Origin of the sequence: Polynucleobacter sinensis (genome assembly GCF_001595985.1) — a bacterium.
Classification (GTDB): Bacteria; Pseudomonadota; Gammaproteobacteria; order Burkholderiales; family Burkholderiaceae; genus Polynucleobacter; species Polynucleobacter sinensis.
On sequence record NZ_LOJJ01000018.1, the window covers coordinates 263,024 to 286,754 of the forward strand.

The window sequence follows — 23,731 nt, forward strand, 5'->3', positions numbered from 1 at the left end:
TTACTTGCTACTTTACAAAAGCTATCCGCATTATTGGGATAGCTTTTTTGCTTCCTTGAGTTGCGAGATAAAGAATTGCTCAAATGCAACTGCAAGAAATGTCATCATGACGCCGGCACCAAATACCAATGAAAAAATAACCGTGAGAACAACTGGCCAGCCTGATTTGGTAGACCTCTCGGGAGTGATTCCGGGATTAAACTGAGCGTCCCATTTTTCATCAGGGCGAAGACCAAAGGTAATAGTGGTTAGCCAGCTTGCTTCAAGTGTAATAAAGCCAAAGGTAATCAGAACCCAGCCCGGAGCGGAGTGAAAGTGAGAGTCTTTGAGGATGAGCCATCCAGCGATACCGCCGATAAATGCAAAGAGCTGAGTCCAGCCCCAGAAGGATTTCAATCCTTGTAGATAAAAACAATTCAATCCCGTTCCTGGGAAAAATAATCCAAGAGAGCAGAACAGTAATTTATATTTTTTCATTGAGACTTTCGATAGCAAATATTTTTCTAATCTTTTTATTTGGTAGGGTTGTTTTTCTGTATGAAGCTAAGAACTTCACGGTCCGCACCAATCATGAGTAATTGATCTCCATTGCGAACAATGGTGCGGTAATCATTGAGCTCATACAGGAAGTCGTTTTCTAGTTCCATGCGTTGCGGAGCGCATGCCATCTTGGTGCTAGCAATTTGGTCAAGAGTAAAGCCACGAGCATCCTCAGTGATGCGAGCGGTAAACCGATTGCAACCAGTTGATCCGCTGAGCCGTTCACCATTGGCGTCAAAAATCATTTGGATGGGGTTGCTACTATCGCCCTGGGGGATTTGACGGCTGCGAACTTCTCCTCGCGCATTGGGGGCTAGATTCCAGCGCACAAGTTCCCATTTGGTGTTGCGTAATTCGCTGCTGGGAGGGCTGATTTTGGCATTACAGGGTGGTATGACATTGGCGCAAGCGCTTAATAAGCTCAATCCTAGACATGAAATCACAAGAAATACCCTGTTTGAAGCGCTCTTAGAGGGGGTAAAAAAAGCTATTTTTTTGGGCATATTCTTATAAGTTATTGTTTTTTATACATATTTAACTATCTATCACGTCTTATTCTACTGTTTAAGCTAAGTGGGTGGGCGCTTAAATAGGTGGATCAAGTAGGGGTTTTCGTCTAGAATATGAGGTTTTCCGCTATACCGTGCATTTGTTTTATGAATTTGCTCAGTTAGCTGGAGCCCAAGATTTTGTAGTAATTTCATTGGGTTGTAATCAACCTGTTTTCATTTTAGATTTTAAGGAATAAGTATGGTCGTCATTCGACTGGCACGCGGCGGTTCAAAGAAGCGCCCTTTTTATAGCATCGTGGCTACAGACAAGCGCAATCGTCGCGACTCGAACTTTATCGAGCGTATTGGTTACTTCAATCCACAGGCAGCTGAGTCAGAGCAAGCAATGCGCATCGCTCAAGACCGTTTGACTTATTGGACTGGTGTTGGCGCGCAGATTTCTCCAACTGTAGTTCGTTTGATCAAAAACAATCCTGCTGTTTAAAGACTTCAAATCCAAAGACTTTTTCATCACGATGAAGTCTTTGGTAGCAGAATTCATTGGTAGTTTTATTTGGAGAAACAGGGTGGCTTCAATATGAACACACCTTCTCTAAATGATTTGATTGAGCTCGGTGCAGTACAAGATGCTCAAGGCTTACAAGGTCAGATTAAGGTTCGCCCTCATTCATCTGACCCCGTTGCCCTCTTATCCAGCAAAGAACTTTGGTTATCTCTCATTCCTCGCCGGCATGTGGGCGTTTCTGCGTCCGCTGAACAAGCATCACTAACGCTTTACAAAGTGAAGCAAGCAAAGATGCATAGCGGCACCGTGGTGATTGCTCTTGATGGTGTTACTGATCGAGATCAAGCAGAAGCATTAAAAGGTGCACGTATTTTGGTGGGCCGCGATGTATTTCCAAAAACAGAAAAAGATAGCTATTACTGGGTGGATCTCATTGGGTGCAAAGCAATCAATCTCCAGGATCAAGACTTAGGAGAGGTGATTGACGTTACCGATAATGGTGCCCATGGTGTCATTGCTATTGGCAACCCAGAAACAAAAACTATTTTGCAACTCGTTCCCTTTGTTAAGGAAGTGGTGCAGAACGTTGACTTACCAAGCAAGCGCATTACACTGGACTGGCAGGCTGACTGGTAGCCCGATATTCAGTAAAGATGCCTATCTTCGACTATGCGCTTTGATGTAGTTACTCTATTTCCTGAAATGTTCTCCGCTTTAACGCAGTGGGGTATTACTGGCCGAGCATGCGAGCAGGGTCTTGCTAGTGTGAATCTTTGGAACCCCCGTGACTATTGTTCTGATGCCCGTAAAACTGTGGATGATCGCGCTTATGGTGGCGGTCCAGGTATGGTCATGATGGTAAAACCCCTGGAAGATACGATATCTGCTGTTAAAGCAGCTCATCAGTCTGCTGGGCTAGCTTCTGGGCCAATTTGTCTTTTGGCGCCTCAAGGTCAGGTATTTTCTCAGAAGATAGCAACAGATATCCTTAATTATCGTAATTTAACCTTTATTTGCGGTCGATACGAGGCTGTTGACCAGCGATTTATCGATAGAAATGTAGATTTACAACTTTCAATGGGTGATTTTGTGGTTTCTGGGGGTGAATTACCTGCAATGACTATGATGGATGCGGTGATTCGTCTGATTCCTGGGGTCCTTGGCGATGATGAGTCTGCGGTTCAGGATAGCTTTATTAATGGTCTTTTGGACTATCCACACTACACCCGCCCAGAAATATATGAAAATTTATCTGTTCCGGACGTGCTTTTAGGCGGACATCACGCTAAAATAGCGGATTGGCGTCGGCAAAAGTCTTTAGAGCTGACGCTAAGGCTCAGGCCTGATTTAATTGAATCGGCTAGAGCTAATGGGTTGCTAAGTAAAGAAGATGAGCAATTTCTTCGAACACTGTGAGTAATTGCAGTTTCGGATAAATGGTTTATGTTTTGATTTAGTGAAATGGTTTTAACTACATCCTCTGTCTGGTCCGTTGATGCAAATCTCGGGATTAAACGCTGACAAGATGTTTAAGGATTAATAATGAATTTGATCGAAAAAATTGAGCAAGAAGAAATTGCTCGCTTAAGTGCCAACAAAACTCTTCCAAGTTTTGCTCCTGGCGACACCGTAATCGTTGGTGTAAACGTGGTTGAAGGTACACGTAAGCGTACTCAGGCCTTTGAAGGCGTTGTGATTGCTAAGCGCAATCGCGGACTGAATTCTAGCTTTATCGTTCGCAAGATTTCATCTGGCGAAGGTGTAGAGCGTACATTCCAAACTTACTCACCATTGATCGCTAGCATTGAAGTGAAGCGTCGCGGTGATGTACGTCGTGCGAAGTTGTACTACTTGCGCGATCGTTCAGGTAAGTCTGCACGTATTAAAGAGAAGCTACCTGCTCGTAAGGTTGCCGCTCCAACTGCTGCATAAGCATTGCTTTAATGCGAAGAGAAGGCAGCTTAGGCTGCCTTTTTTATTGTCCTAAAATAGCCCCATGACTGAGCAATCATCTCCTCAAAAGCAAGTGATTAGTTTCGCAGCGCCCGCTAGTTTTGATGCGCAGGCAGTTGCGATTCATGAGGTTTGTATTAATGAGCCCAGAGTGCACTCTTCTCGGTTGGAGCCACATAGCCTGAGGGAGCGCTTTCAAAACCCCCCAGTCTGGGAACCGGAAATTACGGATGAAAGTCGACATGCTCTAGCCATGGATATTGTTTCTAAGCGCCAGGCGGCTGGAAAAGTCACTCGTGCTGCTGTGCTTATTCCCTTGGTATTGAATGAAGCTGGTTTATCAGTTCTCTTGACTCAGAGGACTGATCATTTGCACGATCATGCCGGTCAAATTAGCTTCCCCGGAGGTCGGATGGATCCTGAGGATCAAAGTCCTTATGACACCGCTTTGCGAGAGAGTCAGGAGGAAATTGGTCTAAGCCCTGATGGCGTTGAAATTATCGGCCATCTTCCTCAATACTTGACTGTTTCAGGCTATAGTGTGACGCCAGTTGTGGGATTAGTAAAACCTCAGGCAGAATATGCTTTAGATGCTTTTGAAGTGGCGGATGTTTTTGAAGTGCCTTTACATTTCTTGATGGATCCTGCAAATCATCAGGTGCGGGTCTGGGAGAGTGATCGAGGTGGTCGTCGGTTTTATTCAATGCCCTATGAAAATCGTTTTATCTGGGGTGCTACCGCTGGAATGTTGCGTAACCTTTATCATTTATTAAAAGTATGACTTTCTTTTCTATACTCTTCGCGTTGATTGCTGAGCAATATCGCCCAGTAACTTCTACTCATTGGATTGCGCGTATCAGTGCACGTTGGCTAGATTGGGTTGCCGGTGAGTTTGGTGGCAAAACCGAGGAGGGTGCAAGCCCCGTTGGTGCTCGTATGGCTTGCTTGGTAGCATTTATTCTGCCAACCTTTCTTGTGTTTGTGATTTATGTTGTCTTCATGGTGACATATCCAATTTTAGGGTTTGTGTGGAATGTATTGATCGCCTATTTATTCTTCGGGTTCCGTCAATTTAGCCACTCATTCACATTGGTTCATGAGGCGATTGCGAATCACGACTTACCTGCAGCTCGCGCAGCGTTAGCCCAGTGGTATGGCCCTGAGTTAGATGCTTCCAATCTCACTGAAACAGAGGTTATCTCCTTGGCTTTGGAGCGTGCGATTATTGGTTCTCATCATCATGTCTTTGGCGTATTGTTTTGGTTCTTAATGCCAATGGGTCCCGCTGGTGTTGTTCTGTACCGCCTGGCTGATACCGCTTCTCAGCGCTGGTCTGAGAAGGGTGACTTTAATTTAAGCGAGGCTGCTCGTCATTTCTTCTATGTATTAGATTGGATTCCTGCTCGCATCACCGCAATGGGCTTTGCGATTGTTGGCAACTTTGAAGGTGCTGTATATGCTTGGCGTCACTTGACTGGTAAATGGTCTGACTCTTTATCTGCAGTGATTTTGGCTTCTGGAAGTGGCGCTCTGGGAGTGCGCTTAGGTGAGCCGATGAGTGAACCCGATAGCGATGAAGCATTGCGTATGGCTGAGGCCGGCGAGCCGGTAGTTTACGAGGTGGGTCTGGAGCCTAATGAACGCACTATGCGATCTGCAATTGGCTTGGTATGGCGCTTGGTTATCGCTTGGATGGCTTTATTGCTAATGCTGACCATCGCTCTTTGGCTTGGCTAATCCCCTGAATCTGCGTATCGGCAGTTTTAGAGTCTGAGCGTAACTGTCTAAATAGCGCTAGTCTTTCTGGCGCTATTTCATTTCTGTCTACTGCCTCACGTATTGCGCAATCAGGTTCTGATTGGTGGGCACAATTATGAAATCGACACTTCCCAAGCAGGTCATGAAACTCCCTAAAGGCATGCTCAAGTTCGCTGACGGACATATGCGCTAAGCCAAACTCCTGAAAGCCTGGGGAATCTATCAGAGCGCCTAATTTGCCATTGGCATCGCGACCCCAGGACTCTGGTAATTCAAAATAGCGGCAGGCTGTTGTGGTGTGCTTGCCAGTATCTAAGCGCACTGAATATTCTTGAGTGATGGCTGCAGCATTAGGCACCCAAGCATTTAGCAGGCTGGATTTACCCATGCCCGATTGACCCACAAATACGGAGACTTTGCCGCGAATAGCAGGCCTCAAAGCCTCTATCGAGGCTTCGTCAAATTTAGCTGATACCTCAGTGACAGGGTACCCCATACGAGCGTAGGGCGCGATGATTTTGCGAGCCTGCTCCAAATTGTCCTTGAGGTCGCATTTATTCAGAAGAATATGCAGGCCAATTTGATTGGCTTCTGCGGCAACGACTGCTCTGCCTAATAAATCTGGTGAGAAGGCGGGTTGTGTAGCCAGGACTACTAATATTTGATCTACGTTAGATGCAATGAGCTTGCTTTTGAATGCGTCGGAACGATAAAGGAGATTTTCTCTTGGTTCAATATGAATGATGCGCGCTTGATCTGCCGATGTCATTTCTAGCAACATGCGATCACCTACTGCACCAATATGTTGTTTTGCAGGTGTACTGACCTGAATCAACTCGCCAGCAGGAGATTCATTTCCGCGCTCATCTTTGACTAAGCGCTGCGCCAAATAATGCCTACCGTAGGAGGCGGTTAAGAGTGCGCGAAATTGCTCCATTGATCCCGGCACTCTTACTTAAATTGTTTGAGGTTGGCAATGCGTAATGGGGCGGGAGGGTGAGAGCTGTAAAAAGCCGTATAGATTGGATCAGGAGTTAGAGTTGATGCATTATCTTGATACAACTTCACTAAGGCCGTGATCAAGTCTTTGGCAGATGATTTATCGGCTGCAAAGCCATCGGCTTCATATTCATGTTTGCGAGAAGCAAGACTGGAAAGTGGTGTGAAAAAGAAGCTAAATACAGGGGATACCAGCATGAAGAGGGCTAGGGCCAATCCACCGTTGTAACCATTGGGGTTGGGCATTACACCCAAGTCTGAATAGAACCAGGCTTGAGTACTAATCCAGCCTAATAATGCAAACATAGCAAAACTAAGTGCGAAGGAAACAAACAGGCGTTTGCGAATATGATTGCACTTAAAGTGGCCAAGTTCGTGAGCAAGAACGGCCTCCACTTCACCAGGATTGAGTTTTTCAATTAGCGTATCAAAGAAGACAATGCGCTTTGCTTTTCCCATTCCAGCAAAAAACGCATTTCCGTGCGCACTGCGTTTACTCCCATCCATCACAAAGAGGCCTTGGCTTGCAAAATCGCAGCGCTTTAAGAGTGCTTCAATTTGGGTTTTAAGTGGGCCCTCCTCTAGAGGTTGGAACTTATTGAACATGGGCGCAATAAATGTAGGGAATATCCATTGCATCAAAAGACTGAAGGCAGTGAGAACACCCCAAGCCCAAAGCCACCAGTAGTCACCCGCTTGAGCCATAAGGCTAAGAATGACCCAGAGTAGTGGCACCCCAATAGCGCCGCCAATACCGATGCCTTTAAACATATCGCTAAAGAAGAGTTTCTTATTCATACGGTTAAAGCCAAAACGTTCTTCTAAGTAAAATTGCTTGTACCAAGAAAATGGAATGTCAATGATTCCAGAGATCAATACGATCGATACGAGCAGTGCAATTTGCTGCGCGATACCTTCGCCTAGGAGTTGCAGTAACGCTATATTGAGAATTTGTAAGCCACCTAGCAAAGTGAAGGCGATAAGGATGATGGCGCTGACGCCATTCTCCAAAATGCCAAGTCGAAGTTTGGCGATTGTGTAGTCGGCGGCCTTTTGGTGCTCCGCTAAAGTGATTTGCGAGGAAAATTCCGCGGGGACCGAATCACGGTGGATGGCCACGTGATGAATCTGACGCTGGGATAACCAGTGGCGTAAGCCAAAGCTGGTGAAAAAGGCGATTAGGAAAACGATAGTAAATGTCATTTATGCATTATAGAAGCGCCGTAAATAGATTGCGTGGACTATGCTGTAATATGCTTATTCAAATCGTTAGAGTTCAAAATAACGCATCTTAGCTAGTAATTTGAAGGAGTAGATGGGAATGCAGTCAACTCACATTATCGCCATTAGGCATGGTGAAACAGATTGGAATGCTCTTGGTCGATATCAAGGACAAACTGATATTCCTTTAAACGATTCTGGCCTGGCGCAAGCTAAGCAGGCCGCCTCGTTTTTGCGCGATAAAACTATCCACGCCATTTACACAAGCAATCTTAGTCGCGCAGCCCAGACTGCTGCAGAAATTGCTCAGGCTCGAAATGAGAGTGTCCGCATCATTCCTGAGCTTCGGGAGCAGCATTACGGCGTTTTTCAGGGTCTAACTGGTGCCGAGGTTAAGGAGCGTTGGCCAGACGCCCATCGCAAGTGGCATGATCGCGTGCCCGAATTTGGTCCTGAGGGCGGCGAAACTCGCAATCAATTTAAAGAGCGTTGCATTCAAGCGTTACAGCAGATTGCTAAGCAGCATCCTGGCGAAATTTTAGCGGTAGTGTGTCACGGAGGCGTGCTAGATTGTTTGTATCGCGAGGCCACCAAGCTATCCATGGATATTCCTCGCACATGGCCTTTGGAGAACGCCTCTATGAATCATCTTCGCTATGACGAAAATGGATTTTCATTGGTAGATTGGGGAAATGTGTCGCATCTGGATCAAGCTGGTCGAGATGAAATGAAGGAATGTTTTCCTGGGCCGTAATGTATTTGTATGATCATTTTCTAAAGGACTGACAATGAATCGGTTTTCTAAAATAAGCTCCATTTCTTTGCTTGCTCTACTAGGTTTAATGAGTAACGCTTCTGATGCTGGAACTGTGACCGTCATCACTTCTTTTTCGAAAGAAATTACACAGGTTTACAAGACTGCATTTGAGAAAGCTAACCCCACTATTAAGCTGGAGATTCTGAATAAGAATACTGTTCAAGGAATATCCTACGTTCGTGAGTTGCCGGCTGGTCAGCGCCCAGAAATTTTTTGGGCCTCCGCCCCTGACGCATTTGAGGTTCTTGCTGGGCAAAATCTATTGCTCAATGTCAGTGATCAAGCAAATAAGGCGGTGCCCGCCAAAGTCGGTAACTATCCGATAAATAACCCGCAGGGTTTGTATTTGGGTCAAGCCCTTTCTGGGTACGGCTTGATGTGGAACACACGCTATCTTAGTGCCAATAAGATTCCCGCCCCAAGTCAGTGGGCCGATTTGACTAAGTCAATTTATTTCAATCATGTCGCCATTAGTTCTCCCTCGCGATCTGGTACCACCCATTTAACAGTCGAAACGATTTTGCAAGGTGAGGGTTGGGATAAAGGCTGGAGTCAGTTGTTGCAAATTGCAGGTAATAGCGCAGCGATTACTGAAAGAAGTTTTGGTGTGCCTGATGGCGTAAACAATGGACAGTTTGGTGTAGGCCTAGTGGTTGATTTTTTTGCTTTGGCTAGTAAGGCTAGTGGTTTCCCGGTGGATTTTGCTTACCCTAATGTCACGGCAATTGTGCCGGCTAATATCGGCCTGATCAATGGTAGTAAAAATTCTGAGGAAGCGAAGAAATTCATAGCGTTTAGCGTCTCCTTGGAAGGTCAGACTTTACTTTTAGATCCAAAGATTTCTCGTTTACCTGTTTTGCCGTTAAACAATTTTTCTAGCAAGGTGCCTGCTGGATACCCCAATGCGTTTGAGATTGCTAAGCGTGCAAAAGTAAACTTCAATTCAGATTTATCTGAAGAGCGCTATAACGTTGTCTCTTCAATGTTTGATCAAACGATTACATTTCGCCACAAAGAATTGCAAGCGGCCACCAAGGCTATCCATGAAGCTAGCGCAGCATTGGCAAAAAAACCATCCGCCCAAGGTCAGGCTCTTTTGAAACAGGCGCAGGATTTAGCTTTCACCCCAATTGTGACCTCGAGTCTGGTGGGTAATAAAAATTTCCTTGCTTTGTTTGCGACTAGTAAAAAGGATGCTGCTGCCAATAAGGAGATTTCGGGCCTGGAAGATCGATGGAATGCTCAAGCAAAAGAGCATTACGCAAAGGCCAAAAACTTTGCTGAGCAGGCTTTGGCTTTGGCTAAGTAACTCTTTGAGCAATGACTTTTAAACAAGTTAAGCCGGGTGTTTGGATTGCTGGGGCCTTAGTCTTCAGCTTTCTATTACTGTTCTTATTACTTCCAGTAGCACGCGTTTTTTATACAGCGTTTATCGATGGTGATGGCGGTTTTACGCTTCATCATTTCACTGCATTTTTTGCGCAAGGCTTAATGAGGGAATCATTCTTCAACAGTCTCTATGTGGCATGCATGTCTGCTGTTATGGCAGCAATTCTTGCGGTACCGTTAGCTTATTTCACGGTTCGGTTTCAGTTTCGAGGCGCTTTGCTCATTCAGACTCTTGGCGTTTTACCTTTAATCATGCCCCCATTTGTTGGCGCAGTAGCAATGCAGTTAATTTTTGGTAGATCTGGCTCCATCAACCTTTTGCTTAAGGAGTATTGGGGTTTCACCATTCCTTTGATGGATGGATTGAATGGGATTATTTTTGTTGAATCGATCCATTACTTCCCATTTATCCTGATGAATCTAACTGTCGCACTTCGAAATATTGATGGTGCTATGGAGGAGGCTGCGCTTAACTTAGGTTGTAAGGGTTGGCGTTTGTTTTGGAGGGTGATATTTCCGCTGGGGATGCCAGGTTTTATTGCTGGCGCCTCGCTCGTATTTGTCAAAGTGTTTGATGATCTCGGAACGCCTTTAGTCTTGGGGCAAACGAATATGCTCGCTCCACAGGCGTATTTACGTATTACCCAGGTAGGGCTCGAAGATCCTTTGGGTTATGTCATTAGTGTCATCATGATTTTGTTTTCGATTCTGGCTATGGCTCTATCTGCCAGGATGTTGGCGAATAAGGAATACTCGACCACTCAAAAAGGGGGCTCTAGTATTGAAAAGCGCAAACTATCTTTGTGGTCCGCTTTCTTTATTTATGGGTGGATTTTTGTTGTGCTGATCATTGCTTTGGCTCCCCATATTGGAGTTCTGCTGTTGTCTTTTGCGAAGGTGTGGAGCTTTGCTCCGCTGCCAGATGGTTACACCCTTGAGCATTATCAAACTATCTTTAACGGCTCTACGGAAATGATTCGCAATACTTTAGTTTATTGTGGATTGGCCGCCGGTCTAGATGTGGTTCTTGGTGTAACGATTGCCTATTTAATTTTCCGCACACAGTTGCCCTATCGAAAATCATTGGACTGGATGGCAACTGCATCCTTGGCGGTGCCTGGCATCGTGCTAGCCATCGGCTATTTGCGTCTTTTTAAGGGGGTGTCTTTGCCAGGCAGCGATATTTTGTTAACCAGCACTTCATTAATGATTGTTTTGGCATACGCAGTGAGGCGATTACCTTATGCTTTGCGCTCTTGCGTTGCCGCATTACAGCAGGTTCATATTTCCCTTGAGGAGGCGGCAGAATCTTTGGGTGCTGGTAAGACGCGAACTATTCAAAGAATTCTGGTGCCACTAATGGCTGGTGGAATTTTGGCAGGCTTTGTGACTAGCTTTATTACTGCAGCTGTTGAGCTTTCTGCAACCCTGCTATTAACCTCAACTGAGGCGCAGGCGCCAATGAGTTATGGCATATATCTATTTATGCAAAGTGCTGCAGGGCGTGGGCCAGGGGCCGCATTGGGGGTATTGGCTATTGTTGTAGTGGCATTAGGCACTTATTTTTCACATGTGATTGTTGAGAGACTTGGTAAAACCCATTCTGCTCAGATAAACCCATCGCAACACTAAAAGTTATATTGGATCGACTAATCAATTTAGGCTCTATGAAAAAAGTATCCGTTCAGTGTGAAAACATCAAACTCTCTTATGGGGCCACTGAGGTCTTAAAAGATATTAGTCTTGAGATTAAGCCGGGAGAATTTTTTGCCCTACTGGGACCATCGGGATCTGGTAAGTCAAGTCTCTTACGTTTGATTGCTGGATTTAATCAGCAGCAAGCTGGTAGGTTATTGGTAGATGGAAAGGATATTGGCTCTAAGGCACCATGGGAAAGAAATATCGGCATGGTATTTCAGAGTTATGCGCTTTGGCCGCATCTTTCTGTGTGGGATAACGTTGCATTTGGATTGGTTGAGCGTAAGACCCCTAAAGATCTGATCCAGTCTAAAGTAACGGCGGCACTTGAGCAGGTTGGCTTGCTGGGATTTGCACACCGAAAACCTAATCAGTTATCGGGTGGGCAGCAACAGCGCGTAGCACTTGCAAGAACTATTGTGATTGAGCCTCAAGTACTGCTTTTGGACGAGCCTTTATCCAATTTGGACAAGACCTTACGTGTCCAGATGCGTCAAGAACTTCTTTCAATGCAAAGAAGGCTTGGATTAACGACTATTTTTGTTACGCATGATCAAGAAGAGGCAATGACCACGGCTGATCGAATGGCGGTCTTGGATCAGGGCGTCCTTCAGCAAGTCGGAACTCCAACAGAGTTATATGATGACCCCGTTAATCCCTTTGTGGCTAGCTTTGTAGGTAGCATGAACTTTGTAGAGTCCCGGGTGAAGGGGGTGCGCGCAGGCGGACTAGAATTATCCGCCCCAAGTCTTGGAGATTTTTTGGTGCAGACTGCGATTCATAGGCGAGTTGAAGATCGCGTGCAAGTGAGTTTTAGACCTCAGGCAATTCAGATATGTGAGCCCAATCAAGTCAATCCCGAGGAAAGCATTATTTTTTCTGGAACGGTTTTATCAAGTGAGTTCCTCGGGCAATTTACCCGCTATCACCTGAAGGCTGGGGACGTGGATTTGGTTGTTGATCATCCTCACCGCATTGGTTTAAAACCATTTGCAGAAAATGCATCAGTCAGTCTGGCGCTTAAGCTCTCAGAGGTGAAACTCTTTTAGAGGTGGACTATTTTTTGCTGTTAGCATTCCCCCATAATTTGCGGATGAGGGATAGCGGCACAATAAAGATATGATTGACACAATGAATACCACCAATACAAAGTCAGCACCAGCCAATGAACACCTCATTTGGGTCGATATGGAGATGTCTGGTTTAGATCCTGAAAAAGAGCGGATCCTGGAAATCGCCATTATTGTGACCGACGCGCATCTCAATATGATTGCGACGGCTCCAGTATGGGTAGTGCATCAAGAAGATGCATTGTTAGATGCAATGGATGCTTGGAATAAGGGCACCCATGGACGCTCCGGTCTAATCGATAAGGTGAAGGCTTCAACTGTGGATGAAGCTACAGTTGAGGCAGAATGTATTGCCTTTTTGAAGAAATACATCAAGCCCGGTATTGCGCCGATGTGCGGTAATACGATTGGCCAAGATAGGCGCTTTATGGCGAAATATATGCCAAAACTAGAAGCCTTCTTTCACTATCGGAATATTGATGTATCGACTCTGAAAGAGCTCTGTAAGCGTTGGCATCCAGAGCTTCTTAAGGGTTTTACAAAAAAACAGGCACACACGGCTTTAGCTGATATTGAAGAATCAATCGAAGAGCTGAAGTATTACCGCGAGAAATTCATTGTCCCCTTGCCAGCGCAAGCCTCAAGCTAAGGCATGAGATCAAGAAAAAGGTCCAATATGGGCCTTTTTAGAATCCCTGACTCAATCATTTTTTGATGGCGCTTTTGGGTCTAAATGCTTTGACGATGGTTTCATCAGTTTCAATATACGGCCCGCCAATGAGATCAATGCAGTAGGGTACGGCTGCAAAGATGCCGGGAACAATTGATTTACCCTCTGCATCCCTCAAGCCCTCTAGAGTTTCCTTAATGGATTTGGGTTGGCCAGGTAAATTGATCACCAGGGCGGTATGGCCCTCAATTTCTCGTAAAACGGCTGTTTGACGGGACAGAATGGCTGTTGGCACGAAGCGCAGGCTGATTTGACGCATTTGCTCGCCAAATCCAGGCATTTCGCGGGTTCCAGCATCAAGGGTGGCCTCAGGGGTCACATCTCTGCGAGAGGGGCCTGTACCGCCTGTAGTGAGGATTAAATCGCACCCCAGCTCATCCGCCAGCTCCACAATGGTTTCTGTAATAATCTCGCGCTCATCGGCGATGAGACGCTCATGAAAGACGCATGGGGTGCTGATAGCGTTTTGAAGCCAGGTTTGCAGTGCGGGAATCCCCTCGTCGGTATATATACCCTTGCTTGCTCTATCGGAGATCGAAATTAGGCCAATTTTGATTTCATTGGGGGAGGATCGTTTCCAGGCTTCGGTATGCTTCATGTTTCTATTCTAGCTATTATTAGGACATGTTTACATACTCATCAAATCAGTTTCAAGAAATCGTTGATTTCATGCTTAAAGAGGCCAAAAGAAGGGGTGCCTCAGATGCCATAGCCGAGATCTCCGAAGGTCAAGGTCTTTCGGTGACGGTCCGCAAAGGTGAAGTGGAGACAATTGAGCAAAGTCTCGATAAACAGGTTGGGGTTACCGTATTTTTAGGACATCGACGGGGCAATGCGAGTACCAGCGATTTTTCCAGGGAATCTTTAAAAACTACTATCGAGGCGGCATATCATATTGCTCAACATACGGCGGAGGATGTTTGCGCAGGACCTGCTGAAAAAGCACTCCTAGAAAAAAATCCCTTAGATCTCGATTTGTATCATCCATGGAATTTGGATTCCGCCACAGCAATAGAGATTGCCCGTGCTGCTGAGGGCGCTGCTTTTGCCGTAAGCAAGCAAATTCAAAATAGTGATGGTGCTTCCGTTTCAGCGCATCACGCCCATTTCATGATGGGGACCAGCCATGGTTTCATGGGGGGTTATCCATTTTCACGTCACTATATTTCTTGCGCTCCTATTGCAAATGAGGGTGGTAAAAATGGTCGCATGCAAAGGGATGATTGGTATTCCAGCTCGCGAATTCCAGAGGCGTTGGCAGATCCTGCGGCAATTGGTCGATATGCGGCAGAGCGAGCACTTTCAAGGCTCAAGGCAAGATCGCTCACCACCCGTCGTTGCCCAGTGATTTTTGAAGCTCCATTAGCTGCTGGCTTATTAGGTGGCTTGGTTCAAGCGGTCTCAGGTGGCGCTTTATATCGTCGCTCAAGCTTTTTATTAGATAGCTTAGGTAAACAGGTTTTACCCAAACATATTAGCCTTTTGGAAAATCCCCACCTCAAAGGAATGACAGGAAGCGCGCCATTCGATGAAGAGGGCGTCAAGACTTCTGCCAGAACAGTAGTCGATAAGGGAATCTTGCAGGGTTACTTCTTATCCACTTATTCTGCGCGCAAGTTAGGCATGCAGACAACCGGCAATGCCGGTGGTTCACACCACTTAACATTGCAAAGTCGCAAGACGCCTAAAGGGGGTTTGCCTGCCTTGTTGAAGGAGATGGGTACTGGGCTCTTGGTAACTGAGTTGATGGGGCAGGGCGTGAACTATGTGACCGGCGACTACTCGCGAGGCGCCTTTGGTTACTGGGTCGAGAATGGTGAAATTCAATATCCAGTAGAAGAGGTAACCATTGCTGGTAATTTACGAGATATGCTCTTGGATATTCAAATGATTGGTAGTGATTCATTGATCCGCGGTACCAAGGAGACTGGGTCCATATTAATTGGATCGATGACCATTGGTGGTAAATAAAGTGATATCAATCAATCGTTAAAGCGAAGCGCGAAACCGAAGTGATATAAAAGCAAAATACAAAACTAAAATAGATGCAATCAATTTGAAGGAGAGAGTAATGCAAAGACGTTCTTTTTTAAAGAAAGCTACCATTGGCGCAGGCGCAGCAGCGTTGGCTACCCCAGTAGTGGCGCAGAGCTTGCCAACGCTCAACTGGCGTTTGGTGTCCAGTTTTCCGAAATCCCTAGATACTTTATTTGGCACCCCAGAGGTATTTGCAAGTGCATTACGCAAAGCAACTGACGGTAAATTTAATGTCAAAGTCTTTGCCGCTGGAGAGGTGGTGCCTGCATTGCAGGTATTAGATGCTGTTCAAAACGGTACTGTCGAATGTGGGCACACGGCCAGCTACTATTACCTGGGCAAGAACAGTGCTTTTATTTTTGATACGGCAGCCCCATTTGGTATGACAGCCCGTCAGCAGGCTGCTTGGATGTTGCACGGTAACGGCATGAAATTGATGCGTGAACTTTATGCAAGCTACAACATCGTGAATTTTTTGGGCGGACAGACGGGCACTCAGATGGGGGGTTGGTTCCGTAAGGAAATCAAATCACCAGAAGATCTCAAGGGACTTAAGTTCCGAATCGCAGGCTTTGCAGGCCAAGTGCTTGCAAAGTTAGGAGTAGTTCCTCAACAACTACCAGCCGGTGAAATTTATTCTGCATTAGAAAAAGGCACGATTGACGCCGCTGAGTTTGTCGGTCCTTATGATGATGAAAAGTTGGGCCTAGCGAAGGTGGCTAAAAATTATTATTACCCCGCATTCTGGGAGGGTGCGGCTGGGCTCTCATTCTTGGTTAATAAGAAGCAGTGGGATTCTTTGCCGCCTTCATATCAAGCCGCATGGGAAGCAGCTTGCTTTGAAGCTCATACTGATATGTGCGCAAAGTATGATGCATTGAACCCGCCAGCATTACAGCGCCTCATTCAGAACGGCGCCGTATTGCGCAAGTTCAATACTTCCGTGTTAGATGCCTGCTTCAAGGCGGCTCAACAAACCTATGCGGAAGAGTCTGCTAAGAATCCGCAGTTCAAGAAAATATTCGAAGACTATCGCGTATTCAGAAACATGGAGGCCCAGTGGTTTGGTGTTGCCGAGCAAGCCTTTGCGCAGTACAGCTTTGCTAAAAAATTATGATGTGATTTGCGATTGCAAATGAAATATAAAGGGCTCCTAGGAGCCCTTTATATTTGTGTATCTTTGATACTTAAGCGCGAAATTACTTTCGCTCAAGCGTAATAAAGCTAAAGGTAATGTCGCCCTCAGATGCCGGGGTACGTTCTACCTCTTTCCATTCGGATTCGTTGGGCACCTTAAAGAAGGTATCGCCGCCATCCACATCAATATCGATTTCTGTAATGTATAGACGATCCGCTTTTGGAAAGGCCTGGGTAAAAAGTTGTTCCCCACCAATAACGAATACGCGGGGGAATTCACTTAAGGTGGCAAGTGCTGCGTCGAGGGAATTCACCACTTCGGCGCCAGTCAGTCGTAAGTTAGCATTACGGCTCACCACAATATTGCGACGTCCTGGAAGCGGACGGCCAATAGATTCCCAGGTCTTGCGACCCATGATGACTGGGTGACCCATCGTCACTTTTTTAAAGAACTGTAGGTCAGCAGAAATCTTCCAAGGCATTTGATTGTCTCGACCAATCACGTGATTGCGTGAACGGGCGACAATCATGGAGATGGCGGGATGGGTGGCTACAGTCATGGTGATCTAATTTCTTAAACAGCTACAGGGGCTTTAATCGCGGGATGGGATTCATAGCCAGCGATCTCAAAATCTTCGAATTCATAATCAAAGATGGAGTCGGGCTTGCGCAAAATTTTGAGTTTCGGTAATGGATAGAAATCTCTTGAGAGTTGAAGGTCGACTTGCTCAAGGTGATTGCTATAGAGATGGCAGTCGCCACCAGTCCAAACAAAGTCACCAACTTCAAGATTGCACTGTTGCGCCATCATGTGGGTTAATAAAGCATAGCTAGCGATGTTGAAGGGTACGCCTAAGAAAATATCCGCACTACGTTGATAGAGTTGACATGACAATTTCCCGTCAGCAACATAGAACTGAAAGAAAGCATGACATGGTGCTAGTGCCATTCGCGGAATATCTGCCACGTTCCAGGCTGAGACAATAATGCGACGAGAGTCAGGATTCTTTTTAAGCGTTTCTACAACCTCGGCGATTTGATCGATATGTTGCCCATTAGGGGCTGGCCAAGAACGCCACTGATAGCCGTAAATGGGGCCGAGATCACCATCAGGTGCAGCCCATTCATTCCAAATGGAAACACCACGCTCTTTAAGCCAGTTGTTATCTGTACTGCCTTGGAGGAACCAGAGTAATTCCAAAATGATGGACTTTAGGTGCAGCTTCTTAGTGGTTACCATTGGAAAGCCTTCAGCCAAATTAAAGCGCATTTGGTGGCCAAAGATAGAGATCGTGCCTGTTCCGGTTCTATCGGATTTTTGGACGCCCTTTTCGAGGACTTCCTTCATGAGATTGTGATATTGACGCATGGGTTTATTCAGTCAAATAATTCAGTGATATGGAGAGCTTACTCGATTGTCGGCAAGCTTACCCCGAGCGCTTTATGAAGCTTGGGGGAGGTCGTGGTGTATTGGAGTTGAATCTGCTTTTCTGGGGCTATGTAGGCAGCTGCAGCAAATGCCGCTAAGGCCGCCTCATGAAATCCCGACAAAATCAGCTTTTTCTTGCCTGGGTAAATATTGATATCCCCCACGGCATAAATTCCTGGGGTGCTGGTCTGAAACTGGGCGGTATCAACGGCTATTTGTTTGCGGTCAATATTCAATCCCCAGTTAGCGATTGGACCGAGTTTGGGGGAGAGGCCATAGAAGAGTAAGAGGGAGTCTAGGCCAATCATTTGGACTTCACCATCAATATTGGTAACTGCAATTTCACTCAGTTTTCCATTCGATAATTCAAGACCGGTAATTTGGCCAATCAATAATTGCATTTCTCCCGCTGTGCAAAGGGTGCGCATCTTGGCTACGGATTGCGGGGCAGCCCTAAAGTCATCGCGACGATGAATGAGGGTGACGCTCGCCGCCTTATCAACAAAGTGCAGTGCCCAGTCAAGTGCAGAGTCGCCGCCACCGCAAATCACAATGCGTTTATCTTGAAATTGCTCGGGATCTCTGACGCGGTAGAAGACTTGCTGATCTACAAAAGATTCTATGCCATCAAGATTGAGGGTGCGAGGTTGAAATGCGCCGACGCCACCGGCAATAAAAACAGTCTTGCTGAGAAAGTGTTGATCTTGTGATGTGCCAATCAGAAACCGGCCATCTGCTTGTTTCTCAAGAGTAGAAACTTCTTGATTTAAATGAAACTGGGGGGCAAATGGTTTGATTTGTTGGAGTAGGTTGCTAATGAGTTCGCGACCTGTGCATACGGGGATCGCAGGAATATCGTAGATCGGCTTATCGGGGTATAGCTCGATGCATTGACCGCCTACCTCAGGTAGGGAGTCAATGACATGGGCTTTGATTTCTAGAAGTCCAAGTTCGAAGACCTGGAAGAGTCCCACTGGACCGGCGCCAATAATGACTGCATCGGTTTCAATGGGGGAGTGCAATTTACTTTACCAATTGGTCGAGTTTATTTTTAACGTCTTTCCACTCTTCAGCATCTGGTAATGGTGCTTTAGATTTAGTGATGGATGTCCATGAAGGTGACAGGTCTGCATTTAATTGAATAAATGTTTGCTGATCGCCTGGTACATCATCTTCTGCATAGATGGCATTGACTGGGCACTCAGGAACACACACTGCGCAATCGATGCATTCGTCCGGGTCGATTACCAGAAAGTTAGGGCCTTCGCGAAAACAATCGACAGGGCAGACGTCAACGCAATCTGTGTATTTGCAACGGATACAGGCTTCAGTAACAACGTAAGTCATGATGGTTTGGATGTGAGGAGCCTAAATTTTTAGGCTGCCAAGTTGTAAAACCTCAATTTTAGCCGAATCAGCCTATTTTTCAGGCAAAAGTATGTAATTACTTGGGGTAAAGTCACGCTATGAATACTCAAGCCATTACCCCCGCATTTACTCATAAGCCGAAGATTTTGGTTGCAAGAGCCATATTTCCTGAGGCGCTAGCTAAATTAGAGAAGTCTTACGAGGTTCGATCTAATCAATCTGACCGAATCTTCACCCCAGAAGAGCTCCAAAATGCCCTCTCGGAGGTGGAGGGGGCCTTGGTTGCTGGTAGCGAGCGAATTGATGCTAGCGCCCTGAGTCGCGCTAAAAATCTCAAGATTGTTGCCAATATCTCCGTTGGCTATAACAACTTTGATGTGCCAGCGATTACTGCTGCTGGTGTTATGGCAAGCAATACCCCTGATGTCCTTACGGATACCACGGCGGATTTTGGTTTTGCATTACTCATGGCTACGGCAAGACGTATTACCGAATCTGAGCATTGGGTGAGAAATGGGAAGTGGGATCAATGGTCGATTGTGAATAACCCGCTCGGGATGGATTTGCATCACAGCACCGTAGGCATTATTGGCATGGGTCGTATTGGTCAAGGTATTGCGAAGCGTGCCTTAGGCTTTGGAATGAAGGTGATTTATCACAATCGTAGTCATCTCTCGGTTGAGGATGAAAAATCTTGTGGTGCTACTTATGTTTCCAAGGAAGAATTACTTCGCACTGCTGATCATGTGGTGTTGGTGTTGCCTTACACCGCACAAAATCATCACACCATTGGCGCTGCAGAAATTGCCATGATGAAGCCAACTGCAACTCTGATTAATATTGCTCGTGGCGGAATTGTTGATGATGTCGCTTTAGCTCAAGCCCTGCAATCGGGAAAGATTTTTGCTGCTGGATTGGATGTGTTTGAGGGTGAGCCTAAAGTGCATCCGGAATTGCTGAAATGCAGCAATATTGTTTTGGCTCCACACATTGCGAGTGCTACAGAAAAAACGCGTAGGGCGATGGTAGATCTGGCGATTGAAAACTTAGATGCAGCGCTTGCTGGCAGAAAACCACCAAGCTTGATTAATGCTGAAGTATTTGGTGCTTAAGAAGGAGTGAGGCCTATTGAAGTCGACTGAAATTTAGTCGGCTTCAATTTCTTCTGGAAGCTCTCTCAGTGCAAGTTCGATTCCGCCAAACTTACCTGCAACCCAGTTGTATACCTTGCAAGCAATCCACAATAAGGCAAAACCAAGCAAAGCATTGAGGATCAATGCGGAGAGTACGGTAAATCCAGGGATTGCGCCGTCGCGAATGAAAGCCACAAACAGGGCTAATAAAACGATTGGCACGGAGAAGCAGAGATAAACCAAAACTAGGGTTTTGGCGGTATGCATTGGATCAACGAAGGCGATTTCTTTTTTGGTGAGTTTCATGAGATGCAATCTTAAAGCAGTCCGTCGAAAAGCGCCACATCTACCCAGTCTCCGGCGGCTATATTCCCTTGGTCGTGATGGAGGATGACAAAGCAATTTGCCTCACTCATGGATCTTAGAATTCCAGCACCTTGGCTACCGGTAAGTCTTACGGTAGGCCTTCCATCGGGCCCACGCTCCAAAATAGCGCGTTGAAATTCGGTACGGCCAGGCTTTTTTCGAATAGGGGTTTGCGCAATAGCCTGAATTAATGGCGGCTCAGTCTGGTTCGCGCCATTCAGTTGCAATAGGGCTGAGCGAACAAACTGATAAAAAGTGACCATGACCGCAACAGGATTGCCTGGGAGCCCAAAGAAAAGGCTCTTCCGATCAGGATTCTTTGGATCCGCTGGTTTGAGGACCCCAAAGGCCATAGGTCGACCTGGACGCATCGCAATTTTCCAGAATCCCACGTCCCCCAGCTCTTGCATAATTTGCTTGGTGAAGTCAGCCTCTCCAACGGAAACTCCGCCAGAAGAGATTAGAACATCTGCTAGAGACGCAGCCTCTAAGAATGCCGATTTAAGCGATGCTGGGTCATCACGTACGATGCCGCAATCAATGATTTCCAAGTTGAGGCGATTTAATAAGCCAGTAAGACTATGGCGATTACTGTCGTAGATGCCGCCAGCATCCAAAGCTTGCCCAAGAGGGCGTAATTCGTCGCCGGAGGACAAAATCGCAACCTTCAGTTTGCGATGTACTTTGAGTGTAGCAATGCCTAAAGAGGCTGCTAAACCCAGATCAGAAGGTCTTAATAAGCGTCCGGCAGAAATTGCTGCTTTGCCGCTTTGCAAGTCTTCGCCGCGTAAACGTTGGTTCTCACCGCGCTTGACTTGATTTTGTTTGAAAGTAACTGATGAGCTATCAGAAGACTCGGTAAATTCTTGGGGAATGACCGTATCGCAATTGTTTGGCATGAGTGCGCCAGTCATGATCTTGATGCATTCAGTCTTCCCAATACTTCCTTCATAAGGTTTGCCTGCATATGCAGTGCCAACGACTTTCAGGGTGACGATATCGTCTTTGCTACTTAAGCAATCGCCATTAAACGCAAAGCCATCCATCGCAGAGTTATCAGCAGCCGGCACATCAATAGGTGATAGTAGGTCCTCTGCCAGAATTCGGTTAATAGCTTGATCAAGAGTGACAAGCTCAACACTCCCAGCCTCATTTCTAGATTGCGATTCGGTCAGTAAATCACTGACCAAACTGGCGATCGCTTTTCTTGCTTCATCGACATGCAATGAGGCTGTTAGCAAAATAGGGCTATTCGGAGAGTGAATTTCAAGCTTATTCATTGGGTGTGTTTTCTAAAGTAGCTAGCTCTTCAGGAGTATTGACATTGGCAAACCCACGAGCATTCTCAAACACTACGGTTCCCGCTTTTAAGTCTTTAAACCAGTGATCAATCTTCAAGTCGCCCTTGCCAAGGAAGTGATTCAGAGAGTCTTGTAGGCTAGCTTTCATTAAACAGAAAACAGGTTGAGACCAGACTTTTCCATCAGCTTCTCTAGATGAGGCATATACCAAATCCAGATTCTTTAACTCGAGTTCGGCCACCATCTTTTCTGCGAGATCAGTTGGCAATAGAGGGGAGTCGCAGGGGGTGGTTAAAAGGTACGGAGTTTTGCAATGCTTTAGTCCAATTGAGAATCCAGCTAATGGCCCAGAGAAGTCTGGGGTTTCATCCATGATGACTGGATATCCGTAGCAAGCATATTTTGTAATATTACGATTAGCATTGATGATGATCGCGCTTACTTGAGGTTTGAGTCGACTAATAGAAGACTCAATTAAGGGTTTGCCATGGAAGGGAATCAATCCTTTATCGATGCCCCCCATTCTTTGGGCGCGACCACCCGCCAAAATGAGTCCTGTAATTTTTTCTGAGGAAATCATCAGCCGCCGATGTAAGACATTTCGACCTTGCGAGTGTCGCTTGTTTTGACCGTATTTGACCCTCGAATTTCGGAGTAATGGTCATCGCGGGCTGCCCATGTACTCATCACGGCATTAGCGATCTCTAAATCGGATTTTCCGGAGCGCAGCAGTGTTTTGAAATCAAAACCCGAGTTCGCAAAGAGACAAAGATATAGCTGCCCATCAGTTGAGATACGTGCTCGCGTGCATTCATGACAAAAAGTTTGCGTAACACTGGAGATAAATCCAATTTCACCGGAACCATCAAGATAGCGCCAGCGTTGAGCTACCTCACCTGCATAATTTGCCTCAATGGGTTCAATAGGAAAAAATTCGTTAATGCGATTGGCAACTTCTTGGGAGGGGAGTACTTGTGACATGTCCCAGCCATTTGAGCTGCCAACATCCATAAATTCAATAAAGCGAAGGGTAATACCGCTACCTTTGAAATGTTTTGCCATAGCAATAATCTCTTGGTCATTGGTACCCTTTTTAACCACCATATTGACTTTGAGATTGGTGAAGCCAGCCTCTTGGGCGGCAGCGATTCCATCGAGTACATCGGTCACCGGAAAATCGACATCATTCATTTTTTTGAAAATATCATCATTCAGGCCATCAAGACTAATAGTTAGTCGATGTAAGCCAGCCGCTTTTAATGCAGCAGCCTTTTTGCGTAAGACGCTACCATTGGTTGTGAGCGTGAGATCGAGGGGGTTACCATCAATCGTTCTAATTTTGGCCAACATCTCAACCAGAATTTCTAAGTTTTTTCTCAGAAGCGGCTCGCCACCAGTTAAGCGAATTTTTTCTACGCCAAGCGTGGCAAAGATAGAGCTTAAGCGAGTGATTTCTTCAAAGCTCAAGAGTTCTTTTTGGGAGAGGTATGGGTAGTTTTGATCGAAAACTTCTTTAGGCATGCAATAGGTGCACCGGAAGTTGCATCGATCAGTTACGGAGATTCGTAAATCTCGCAAAGGACGTCCACGCGTATCGGTAGTTAAGTCATTAGCAGCTCGAAGTTGATTGGGAATGGACGGCACAAGGCCCTTGCCTTCATCTAAACGAATGGGGATGACTTTTTCAACCATGGCTAATTATGGCTGTGAAACGGTGTTTCTGCCAAACTGCCAAATATCCTTTTGGGATAAATGACAGTCTGGAGAA

At 46.0% G+C, this 23,731-nt stretch carries 27 protein-coding genes; 14 read left to right on the forward strand and 13 right to left on the reverse strand.

Annotated elements, in window-relative coordinates; genetic code table 11:
- Positions 1-30: 30 nt before the first annotated feature.
- Positions 31-477, reverse strand: a complete 447-nt coding sequence (locus tag AOB49_RS11235; RefSeq protein WP_062311116.1) for a hypothetical protein — start codon at positions 475-477, stop codon at positions 31-33.
- Between the two features lie 35 nt (positions 478-512).
- Complete coding sequence (locus tag AOB49_RS11240) at positions 513-965, reverse strand: META domain-containing protein (protein ID WP_245640678.1); 453 nt, start codon at positions 963-965, stop codon at positions 513-515.
- Positions 966-1,290: 325 nt separating this feature from the next.
- Here AOB49_RS11240 and rpsP point away from each other — a divergent pair, with 325 nt between their 5' ends.
- From rpsP to AOB49_RS11270, 6 genes are all read left to right on the forward strand, one after another.
- Positions 1,291-1,536, forward strand: coding sequence for a 30S ribosomal protein S16 (rpsP, locus tag AOB49_RS11245; protein WP_062311119.1), 246 nt, complete (start codon positions 1,291-1,293; stop codon positions 1,534-1,536).
- Between the two features lie 93 nt (positions 1,537-1,629).
- Positions 1,630-2,193, forward strand: coding sequence for a ribosome maturation factor RimM (rimM, locus tag AOB49_RS11250; RefSeq protein ID WP_062311121.1), 564 nt, complete (start codon positions 1,630-1,632; stop codon positions 2,191-2,193).
- Positions 2,194-2,226: 33 nt separating this feature from the next.
- On the forward strand, positions 2,227-2,973 hold the full coding sequence (trmD, locus tag AOB49_RS11255) for a tRNA (guanosine(37)-N1)-methyltransferase TrmD (protein WP_062311123.1): 747 nt from the start codon (positions 2,227-2,229) through the stop codon (positions 2,971-2,973).
- A 126-nt stretch (positions 2,974-3,099) separates the two neighbouring features.
- Positions 3,100-3,489, forward strand: a complete 390-nt coding sequence (gene rplS / locus AOB49_RS11260; protein ID WP_062311125.1) for a 50S ribosomal protein L19 — start codon at positions 3,100-3,102, stop codon at positions 3,487-3,489.
- Positions 3,490-3,553: 64 nt separating this feature from the next.
- Positions 3,554-4,291 carry a CoA pyrophosphatase gene (locus tag AOB49_RS11265; protein ID WP_062311127.1) on the forward strand — a complete coding sequence of 246 codons (738 nt, stop codon included), beginning with the start codon at positions 3,554-3,556 and terminating at the stop codon, positions 4,289-4,291.
- The gene (locus AOB49_RS11270) at positions 4,288-5,247 is read left to right on the forward strand and encodes a CobD/CbiB family protein (protein ID WP_062311129.1); all 960 of its coding nucleotides are present in this window, start codon (positions 4,288-4,290) and stop codon (positions 5,245-5,247) included. Before AOB49_RS11265 ends, AOB49_RS11270 begins: the two co-directional genes overlap by 4 nt.
- Here AOB49_RS11270 and rsgA read toward each other — a convergent pair.
- Both rsgA and AOB49_RS11280 read right to left on the reverse strand, forming a co-directional pair.
- Positions 5,192-6,205, reverse strand: coding sequence for a ribosome small subunit-dependent GTPase A (gene rsgA / locus AOB49_RS11275; RefSeq protein ID WP_062311131.1), 1,014 nt, complete (start codon positions 6,203-6,205; stop codon positions 5,192-5,194). The genes AOB49_RS11270 and rsgA overlap by 56 nt on opposite strands.
- A gap of 14 nt (positions 6,206-6,219) precedes the next feature.
- Positions 6,220-7,470 (reverse strand): M48 family metallopeptidase, encoded by a 1,251-nt coding sequence (locus tag AOB49_RS11280; RefSeq protein WP_062311133.1) that lies wholly within the window; start codon positions 7,468-7,470, stop codon positions 6,220-6,222.
- Between the two features lie 118 nt (positions 7,471-7,588).
- On the opposite strand from AOB49_RS11280, the gene AOB49_RS11285 reads away from it, so the two are divergent.
- From AOB49_RS11285 to orn, 5 genes are all read left to right on the forward strand, one after another.
- Positions 7,589-8,242 (forward strand): histidine phosphatase family protein, encoded by a 654-nt coding sequence (locus AOB49_RS11285; RefSeq protein WP_245640679.1) that lies wholly within the window; start codon positions 7,589-7,591, stop codon positions 8,240-8,242.
- 88 nt (positions 8,243-8,330) lie between these two features.
- A complete protein-coding gene (locus AOB49_RS11290; RefSeq protein WP_245640680.1) occupies positions 8,331-9,614 on the forward strand; it encodes an ABC transporter substrate-binding protein in 1,284 nt (427 codons plus the stop codon).
- Positions 9,615-9,625: 11 nt separating this feature from the next.
- The gene (locus AOB49_RS11295; RefSeq protein WP_062311139.1) at positions 9,626-11,326 is read left to right on the forward strand and encodes an ABC transporter permease; all 1,701 of its coding nucleotides are present in this window, start codon (positions 9,626-9,628) and stop codon (positions 11,324-11,326) included.
- A gap of 35 nt (positions 11,327-11,361) precedes the next feature.
- Positions 11,362-12,441, forward strand: coding sequence for an ABC transporter ATP-binding protein (locus AOB49_RS11300; RefSeq protein WP_062311141.1), 1,080 nt, complete (start codon positions 11,362-11,364; stop codon positions 12,439-12,441).
- A 70-nt stretch (positions 12,442-12,511) separates the two neighbouring features.
- Positions 12,512-13,111 (forward strand): oligoribonuclease, encoded by a 600-nt coding sequence (gene orn, locus AOB49_RS11305; protein ID WP_082784158.1) that lies wholly within the window; start codon positions 12,512-12,514, stop codon positions 13,109-13,111.
- A 55-nt stretch (positions 13,112-13,166) separates the two neighbouring features.
- Here the strand turns inward: orn and mog are convergent, their stop codons facing one another.
- Positions 13,167-13,790 (reverse strand): molybdopterin adenylyltransferase, encoded by a 624-nt coding sequence (mog, locus tag AOB49_RS11310; RefSeq protein ID WP_062311143.1) that lies wholly within the window; start codon positions 13,788-13,790, stop codon positions 13,167-13,169.
- A 26-nt stretch (positions 13,791-13,816) separates the two neighbouring features.
- Here mog and pmbA point away from each other — a divergent pair, with 26 nt between their 5' ends.
- Both pmbA and AOB49_RS11320 read left to right on the forward strand, forming a co-directional pair.
- A complete protein-coding gene (gene pmbA, locus AOB49_RS11315) occupies positions 13,817-15,163 on the forward strand; it encodes a metalloprotease PmbA (RefSeq protein ID WP_062311144.1) in 1,347 nt (448 codons plus the stop codon).
- A gap of 100 nt (positions 15,164-15,263) precedes the next feature.
- On the forward strand, positions 15,264-16,346 hold the full coding sequence (locus AOB49_RS11320) for a TRAP transporter substrate-binding protein (protein WP_062311146.1): 1,083 nt from the start codon (positions 15,264-15,266) through the stop codon (positions 16,344-16,346).
- 82 nt (positions 16,347-16,428) lie between these two features.
- Here AOB49_RS11320 and AOB49_RS11325 read toward each other — a convergent pair whose 3' ends face one another.
- From AOB49_RS11325 to fdxA, 4 genes are read right to left on the reverse strand one after another with little or no spacing between them, the layout of a single operon-like run.
- Positions 16,429-16,926, reverse strand: coding sequence for a dihydrofolate reductase (locus AOB49_RS11325; RefSeq protein ID WP_062311148.1), 498 nt, complete (start codon positions 16,924-16,926; stop codon positions 16,429-16,431).
- Between the two features lie 14 nt (positions 16,927-16,940).
- Positions 16,941-17,735, reverse strand: coding sequence for a thymidylate synthase (locus tag AOB49_RS11330; RefSeq protein ID WP_062311150.1), 795 nt, complete (start codon positions 17,733-17,735; stop codon positions 16,941-16,943).
- A gap of 38 nt (positions 17,736-17,773) precedes the next feature.
- Positions 17,774-18,817, reverse strand: a complete 1,044-nt coding sequence (locus AOB49_RS11335) for an NAD(P)/FAD-dependent oxidoreductase (protein WP_062311152.1) — start codon at positions 18,815-18,817, stop codon at positions 17,774-17,776.
- A gap of 1 nt (position 18,818) precedes the next feature.
- Positions 18,819-19,142, reverse strand: a complete 324-nt coding sequence (fdxA, locus tag AOB49_RS11340; RefSeq protein WP_062311154.1) for a ferredoxin FdxA — start codon at positions 19,140-19,142, stop codon at positions 18,819-18,821.
- A 119-nt stretch (positions 19,143-19,261) separates the two neighbouring features.
- Here fdxA and AOB49_RS11345 point away from each other — a divergent pair, with 119 nt between their 5' ends.
- Positions 19,262-20,275, forward strand: coding sequence for a 2-hydroxyacid dehydrogenase (locus AOB49_RS11345; RefSeq protein ID WP_062311156.1), 1,014 nt, complete (start codon positions 19,262-19,264; stop codon positions 20,273-20,275).
- Positions 20,276-20,308: 33 nt separating this feature from the next.
- Here the strand turns inward: AOB49_RS11345 and AOB49_RS11350 are convergent, their stop codons facing one another.
- The 4 genes from AOB49_RS11350 to moaA are packed head-to-tail and all read right to left on the reverse strand — an operon-like array spanning position 20,309 to position 23,655.
- Positions 20,309-20,602 (reverse strand): hypothetical protein, encoded by a 294-nt coding sequence (locus tag AOB49_RS11350; protein WP_015421612.1) that lies wholly within the window; start codon positions 20,600-20,602, stop codon positions 20,309-20,311.
- A gap of 11 nt (positions 20,603-20,613) precedes the next feature.
- Positions 20,614-21,942, reverse strand: a complete 1,329-nt coding sequence (gene moeA / locus AOB49_RS11355) for a molybdopterin molybdotransferase MoeA (RefSeq protein WP_062311158.1) — start codon at positions 21,940-21,942, stop codon at positions 20,614-20,616.
- Positions 21,935-22,543: a molybdenum cofactor guanylyltransferase MobA gene (gene mobA, locus AOB49_RS11360; protein WP_062311160.1), complete on the reverse strand. Its 609-nt coding sequence runs from the start codon at positions 22,541-22,543 to the stop codon at positions 21,935-21,937. The genes moeA and mobA overlap by 8 nt, the downstream gene beginning before the upstream one ends.
- A complete protein-coding gene (gene moaA / locus AOB49_RS11365; protein ID WP_062311168.1) occupies positions 22,543-23,655 on the reverse strand; it encodes a GTP 3',8-cyclase MoaA in 1,113 nt (370 codons plus the stop codon). Before moaA ends, mobA begins: the two co-directional genes overlap by 1 nt.
- Positions 23,656-23,731 lie beyond the last annotated feature (76 nt).

Excerpts from the sequence above, each read along its gene's own strand:
- AOB49_RS11235 (WP_062311116.1), bottom strand. The coding sequence starts at position 477 with ATGAAAAAATATAAATTACTGTTCTGCTCTCTTGGATTATTTTTCCCA.
- rpsP (WP_062311119.1), top strand. The coding sequence starts at position 1,291 with ATGGTCGTCATTCGACTGGCACGCGGCGGTTCAAAGAAGCGCCCTTTT.
- rimM (WP_062311121.1), top strand. The coding sequence starts at position 1,630 with ATGAACACACCTTCTCTAAATGATTTGATTGAGCTCGGTGCAGTACAA.
- trmD (WP_062311123.1), top strand. The coding sequence starts at position 2,227 with ATGCGCTTTGATGTAGTTACTCTATTTCCTGAAATGTTCTCCGCTTTA.
- rplS (WP_062311125.1), top strand. The coding sequence starts at position 3,100 with ATGAATTTGATCGAAAAAATTGAGCAAGAAGAAATTGCTCGCTTAAGT.
- AOB49_RS11265 (WP_062311127.1), top strand. The coding sequence starts at position 3,554 with ATGACTGAGCAATCATCTCCTCAAAAGCAAGTGATTAGTTTCGCAGCG.
- AOB49_RS11270 (WP_062311129.1), top strand. The coding sequence starts at position 4,288 with ATGACTTTCTTTTCTATACTCTTCGCGTTGATTGCTGAGCAATATCGC.
- rsgA (WP_062311131.1), bottom strand. The coding sequence starts at position 6,205 with ATGGAGCAATTTCGCGCACTCTTAACCGCCTCCTACGGTAGGCATTAT.
- AOB49_RS11280 (WP_062311133.1), bottom strand. The coding sequence starts at position 7,470 with ATGACATTTACTATCGTTTTCCTAATCGCCTTTTTCACCAGCTTTGGC.
- AOB49_RS11285 (WP_245640679.1), top strand. The coding sequence starts at position 7,589 with ATGCAGTCAACTCACATTATCGCCATTAGGCATGGTGAAACAGATTGG.
- AOB49_RS11290 (WP_245640680.1), top strand. The coding sequence starts at position 8,331 with ATGAGTAACGCTTCTGATGCTGGAACTGTGACCGTCATCACTTCTTTT.
- AOB49_RS11295 (WP_062311139.1), top strand. The coding sequence starts at position 9,626 with ATGACTTTTAAACAAGTTAAGCCGGGTGTTTGGATTGCTGGGGCCTTA.
- AOB49_RS11300 (WP_062311141.1), top strand. The coding sequence starts at position 11,362 with ATGAAAAAAGTATCCGTTCAGTGTGAAAACATCAAACTCTCTTATGGG.
- orn (WP_082784158.1), top strand. The coding sequence starts at position 12,512 with ATGATTGACACAATGAATACCACCAATACAAAGTCAGCACCAGCCAAT.
- mog (WP_062311143.1), bottom strand. The coding sequence starts at position 13,790 with ATGAAGCATACCGAAGCCTGGAAACGATCCTCCCCCAATGAAATCAAA.
- pmbA (WP_062311144.1), top strand. The coding sequence starts at position 13,817 with ATGTTTACATACTCATCAAATCAGTTTCAAGAAATCGTTGATTTCATG.
- AOB49_RS11320 (WP_062311146.1), top strand. The coding sequence starts at position 15,264 with ATGCAAAGACGTTCTTTTTTAAAGAAAGCTACCATTGGCGCAGGCGCA.
- AOB49_RS11325 (WP_062311148.1), bottom strand. The coding sequence starts at position 16,926 with ATGACTGTAGCCACCCATCCCGCCATCTCCATGATTGTCGCCCGTTCA.
- AOB49_RS11330 (WP_062311150.1), bottom strand. The coding sequence starts at position 17,735 with ATGCGTCAATATCACAATCTCATGAAGGAAGTCCTCGAAAAGGGCGTC.
- fdxA (WP_062311154.1), bottom strand. The coding sequence starts at position 19,142 with ATGACTTACGTTGTTACTGAAGCCTGTATCCGTTGCAAATACACAGAT.
- AOB49_RS11345 (WP_062311156.1), top strand. The coding sequence starts at position 19,262 with ATGAATACTCAAGCCATTACCCCCGCATTTACTCATAAGCCGAAGATT.
- AOB49_RS11350 (WP_015421612.1), bottom strand. The coding sequence starts at position 20,602 with ATGAAACTCACCAAAAAAGAAATCGCCTTCGTTGATCCAATGCATACC.
- moeA (WP_062311158.1), bottom strand. The coding sequence starts at position 21,942 with ATGAATAAGCTTGAAATTCACTCTCCGAATAGCCCTATTTTGCTAACA.
- mobA (WP_062311160.1), bottom strand. The coding sequence starts at position 22,543 with ATGATTTCCTCAGAAAAAATTACAGGACTCATTTTGGCGGGTGGTCGC.
- moaA (WP_062311168.1), bottom strand. The coding sequence starts at position 23,655 with ATGGTTGAAAAAGTCATCCCCATTCGTTTAGATGAAGGCAAGGGCCTT.